At 70.0% G+C, this 4646-nt stretch carries 3 protein-coding genes; all 3 read right to left on the reverse strand.

Features of this window, described 5'->3' with window-relative positions; genetic code table 11:
* Positions 1-1491: AI-2E family transporter (locus AX737_RS21560; protein WP_066924782.1), on the reverse strand; the 1491-nt coding region annotated here is incomplete at its 3' end.
* 82 nt (positions 1492-1573) lie between these two features.
* The gene (locus AX737_RS21565; RefSeq protein ID WP_066924784.1) at positions 1574-1954 is read right to left on the reverse strand and encodes a response regulator; all 381 of its coding nucleotides are present in this window, start codon (positions 1952-1954) and stop codon (positions 1574-1576) included.
* A 124-nt stretch (positions 1955-2078) separates the two neighbouring features.
* Positions 2079-4349, reverse strand: coding sequence for a glycogen debranching protein GlgX (gene glgX, locus AX737_RS21570; protein WP_066924786.1), 2271 nt, complete (start codon positions 4347-4349; stop codon positions 2079-2081).
* Positions 4350-4646 lie beyond the last annotated feature (297 nt).

A 4646-nucleotide genomic window follows, 5' to 3' on the forward strand; every position in this document is an offset into this window, starting at 1 on the left:
CCCCAGCACCACGCCCGCCACCTGCCGGTCGGGCCCCGCCGCGGCGACCGCCGCGGCCGTCTCGCGGCTCGCCCCGCGCGCGGCGCCGCGGGCCACGCCCCGGCGCACGCGGGCGAGACCGAGGCGGTCCACCACCTGCCGGATCGCGGCCCCGACCTCGGCCTGCCGCTCCCGGTCGAGGGTGCCGCGGGACAAGTCCTCCTGGGCGAGCAGGAGGCCCGCCAGCACGACCTCGTCGTAGTAGGTGACGAGCGCCCGCTCCTTCAGGAACTGCCGACCCTGGTCGATCGCCTCCGCGGGGTCGCCCGCGAGCATGCGCTGGTAGAAGATCTCGGGGGGCGCGAGCGCGGGCTGGTCGCCCAGCAGCACGTCGAGATACCACAGCCGCTCGACGTGGCGTCCCAGCACCACGAGGCAGACGGTGAGCGGGGTGGCCAGGATGAGGCCGACGGGCCCCCACAGGAAGGTCCAGATCGTCGCGGCCAGGATCACGGCGATCGGCGAGAGGCCGGTCGAGTGGCCGTAGAGCAGCGGCTCGACCACGTGACCGGCGATCGGCTCGACCACCACGAACAGGATCGCGGTGGCGATCACCATGCTCCAGCCCGGATCGACGGCCGCCGCGAGGATCAGCGGCAGCACCGCCGAGATCACGGCGCCGATATAGGGCACGAAGCGCAGGATGGCGGCCAGCACGCCGAACAGCGTCGGGCTCGGCACGCCGATGAACCAGAGCCCCGCGCCGATCACCACCCCGAACGCGATGTTGAGGGCGAGCTGCGCCAGGAAGAAGCGCGACAGCCGGCTCGCCGCGTCGTCGATCGCGGCCGTGGTGCGGCGCAGATCCCCGGAGCCGGCGATGCGGATCGCCCGGTTCCGCAGGTCCTCTCGCTGGAGCAGGATGAAGATCGTGAAGAGCAGGATCAGGCCGGTCGTGGCGAGCGGATGCAGGACCGGGCCCGCGAAGGTCTGGAAGGTCTCCAGCACGCCGGCCTTGGCCGCCTTGATCTCGACGGTGAGCGGGTGGGTCGCCGAGCCCGGCTCGCCCTTCAGCTCGGCCTGGGGCGGGGGCTGGAGGGCGTTGCCGAGATCCTGGACGAGATCGACGATGCGCGAGAGCGTGCCGACGTCGGCCGTGGCGCCGCGCAGGGCCGCGATCTTGTCGCGCATGGTCAGGGAGTAGCGCGGCAGGTCGGCGGCGAGTTGCGCGCCCTCGCTGGCGATGAGGCTGCCGACCCCGAACAGCAGCCCGAAGGTCACCGCGACGACGGCGAGCACCGCGAGCGCCCGGGGTACGAGGAGGCGACGCAGCGCCCGGACCGCCGGCACGAGGACGAAGCTCAGCAGGATCGCGAGCGTGACCGGCATCAGGATCTCGCGCCCGAGATAGAGCGCGGCCATGACGGCGAGCACCAGCAGCACCGATGCGAGGGCGACGAAGATCGGCATTCCCTGCCGGATCTGCCGCGCGGTGACGGGATCGTCGCTCATCGGTCGATCAGGGCCTCCCGGCCCGGGTTACGCAAGGATACGCAAGGCCCCCTCCCCGCGACGGGTCGGGGGTGTCCGCGGCTCAACCCGCCGTCGCCGTCTCGCCGAGCGCGGCGCTGATCTGGCTGAGCAGCTTCGAGAAATCGATCGGCTTCGGATGGTAGTCGTCGCAGCCTGCCTGGATCGCCTTGTCGCGGTCGCCCGACATGGCGTGGGCGGTGAGCGCGATGATCGGGATCGCGCGGGTGTCGCCCCCGGCCTTCAGGGCGCGCGCGGCGGACCAGCCGTCGAGCACCGGCAGGTTCATGTCGAGCAGGATCACGTCGGGCTGGCCCGCCCGCGCCTGCTGCACGCCCGCTTCCCCGTCATGGGCCAGGATCACCTCGTAGCCGCGGCGCTTGAGCCGGCGGGAGAGAAAGTCCCAGATCTCCTCGTGGTCCTCGACCAGCAATATCTTCGGCATCGACGATAAACATCCTTCGGACGCGCCCGGGAGCGTCGCCGCGTTCACGCGCCCCTGACAACGCACGAGCGCCCGCAAGGGACCCGTGCCGAGCCGGATTTCTCCGGCCCGGCGCGAGGCGGCCTCAGGCCTCGTCCTCGTTGAGGTGGAAGTGCACGTTCTCGATGTTGGCCCTGTCGAAGGCCTGCATCACGTGCTGGTAGGAGCGCTCCATCTCGGTCGGCGCGTCGCCGGGCGTGTCCTCCGGCTTGAGGACGAACATCAGCATCGAGCGCCCGGTGACGGCGTAGCTGTCGCCGGACTTGAAGTGCTCCACCGCCTGGCTGTCGGGAAGGTTGGTGTCGAGGAGCCGCGTCCACTCCTCGCCGCCGACCGTCTCCGGCAGGGTGAACTGCACGAGGTCGTGGTAGGCGTTGTAGAGGATGAGAAGCGTCGCGTCCCCGCCGCGGCGGTGGACGCCGGTGGCCTGGGCGCGGCCGTCGAGCAGCACCGCGAGCGCCCGGGCGCCGCCGTCGCCCCAGTTCTCGCCCTCCATCTCGGCGCCGTCCGGCCGCAGCCAGGTGACGTCCTTGACGCCGAGTTCCTCGTCGAAGCGGCCCGAGAGGAAGCGGCCGCGGTTGAGGATCGGCAGGGCGTTGCGCAGGATGATCAGGCGCTGGGTGAACTCGGCGAGGTCCCGCTCCTCGGCCCCGATCGCGTCCCAGTCGAGCCAGGAGATCTCGTTGTCCTGGCAATAGGCGTTGTTGTTGCCGTTCTGGGTGCGGGCGAACTCGTCGCCGGCCAGCAGCATCGGCGTGCCGCGCGACAGGAAGAGCGTCGCCAGCATGTTGCGCATCTGGCGCAGGCGCACGGCGCGGATCTCCGGATCCTCGGTCGGGCCCTCGACGCCGTAATTGTACGAGAGGTTGTGCGAGTGGCCGTCGCGGTTGTCCTCGCCGTTGGCCATGTTGTGCTTGTCGTTGTAGGCCACCGTGTCGTGCAGGGTGAAGCCGTCATGCGCGGTCAGGAAGTTGACCGAGGCCCAGGGCTTGCGCCCGCGCTTGTCGAACTTGTCGGCCGAGCCGGTGATGCGGGAGGCGAGATCCGGCAGCAGGCCGGCATCGCCCTTCCAGTAGCCGCGCACGTCGTCACGGAACCGGTCGTTCCACTCGGCCCAGCCCGGCGGGAAGCCGCCGACCTGATAGCCGCCCGGACCGCAATCCCAGGGCTCGGCGATCAGCTTGACGGAGTTCAGCACCGGATCCTGCCGGCATGTGTCGAGGAAGCCGCCGCCCTCGTCGAAGCCGTAGGGCTCGCGGCCGAGGATGGTGGCGAGATCGAAGCGGAAGCCGTCGACCTGCATCTCCTGCGCCCAGTAGCGCAAGCTGTCCGTGACGAGCTGGAGCACGCGCGGGTGCGAGAGGTTGAAGGTGTTCCCCGTGCCGGTATCGTTGATGTAGTAGCGCCGCTGGTCCGGCAGCAGGCGGTAGTAGGAGGCGTTGTCGACCCCCTTGAACGACAGGGTCGGGCCCTTCTCGTTGCCCTCGGCGGTGTGGTTGTAGACCACGTCGAGGATCACCTCGAGGCCGGCGCCGTGCAGGCGCGAGACCATCTCCTTGAACTCCGAGAAGGCGAAGTCCGGCACCGCGGCGTAGCGCCGGGCGGGGGTGAAGAACGAGATGGTGTTGTAGCCCCAGTAGTTCGTCAGCCCCTTCTCCTGCAGGTAGTCGTCCTGCACGAAGGAGTGGACCGGCAGGAGCTCGACCGAGGTGACGCCGAGGCTCTTGATGTAGTCGAGCACGTCCGGGGTGCCGAGGCCCGCATAGGTGCCGCGCAGCTTCTCGGGCACGCGCGGATGGAGCTTGGTCAGGCCCTTCACGTGGGCCTCGTAGACGATCGTCTTCTCCCACGGCACGTGGGGCTTCTGGTGGCGACCCCAGGTGAAGGCCGGGTCGATCACGCGCGAGCGGCGGGTGTAGGGCGCGCTGTCGCGCTCGTCGAAGGTGGTGTCGTCCCCCGTCTCCATCTTGTAGCCGAACAGAGCCGGGTTCCAGGTGATGGAGCCGACGAGCCCCTTGGCGTAGGGGTCGATGAGCAGCTTGTTCGGGTTGAAGCGGTGGCCGTTCTCCGGCTCGTAGGGGCCGTGCACGCGGTAGCCGTAGATCGTGCCGGGGCGCGCGTCCGGCAGGTAGCCGTGCCAGATCTCGTCGGTGTACTCGGGCAGCTCGATCCGCTCGATCTCGTTCTCGCCCGCGTCGTCGAACAGGCAGAGCTCGACCTTCGTGGCGTAGGCCGAGAAGATCGCGAAGTTGACGCCCAGCCCATCCCAGGTGGCGCCCAGCGGATAGGGCAGCCCTTCCTGAATGCGGGCACGCACCGCGCGGGGCTGGGACGCGGGTCGGGAATTGTCAGGCATGATCACTCCGGTAACCGCGGCCGTCCCTCGACGCGCGGCAGCCGGTGGCCGCCGCGGGGCTCGCGATCTTGGTCTGAACGTACTGGTTCCGGCGAAGCTCCCGTGCGGTGCAGAAAATTCCTGGGTGGGCGGATGGGGGTGTGAAGAGCGGGTATCGGGGGCGTGGCGGCGGCGCGCGCAATCTCCCTCCCCCCTCTGCGGGCAGGGCGATTGCAGATGCCGGCTTGCGCCGCGCTGCAGGCCGAGGCGCGGGTCCCCTCTCCCATAGGGAGAGGTCTGCTTTCGCAGAAAGCCGGG

Source organism: Methylobacterium sp. CCH5-D2 (assembly GCF_001556475.1).
In the GTDB taxonomy this organism is placed as follows: domain Bacteria; phylum Pseudomonadota; class Alphaproteobacteria; order Rhizobiales; family Beijerinckiaceae; genus Methylobacterium; species Methylobacterium hispanicum.

What these genes read in the sequence shown, in the direction of transcription:
- AX737_RS21565 (WP_066924784.1), bottom strand. Translation starts at nt 1,954, where the DNA reads ATGCCGAAGATATTGCTGGTCGAGGACCACGAGGAGATCTGGGACTTT.
- glgX (WP_066924786.1), bottom strand. Translation starts at nt 4,349, where the DNA reads ATGCCTGACAATTCCCGACCCGCGTCCCAGCCCCGCGCGGTGCGTGCC.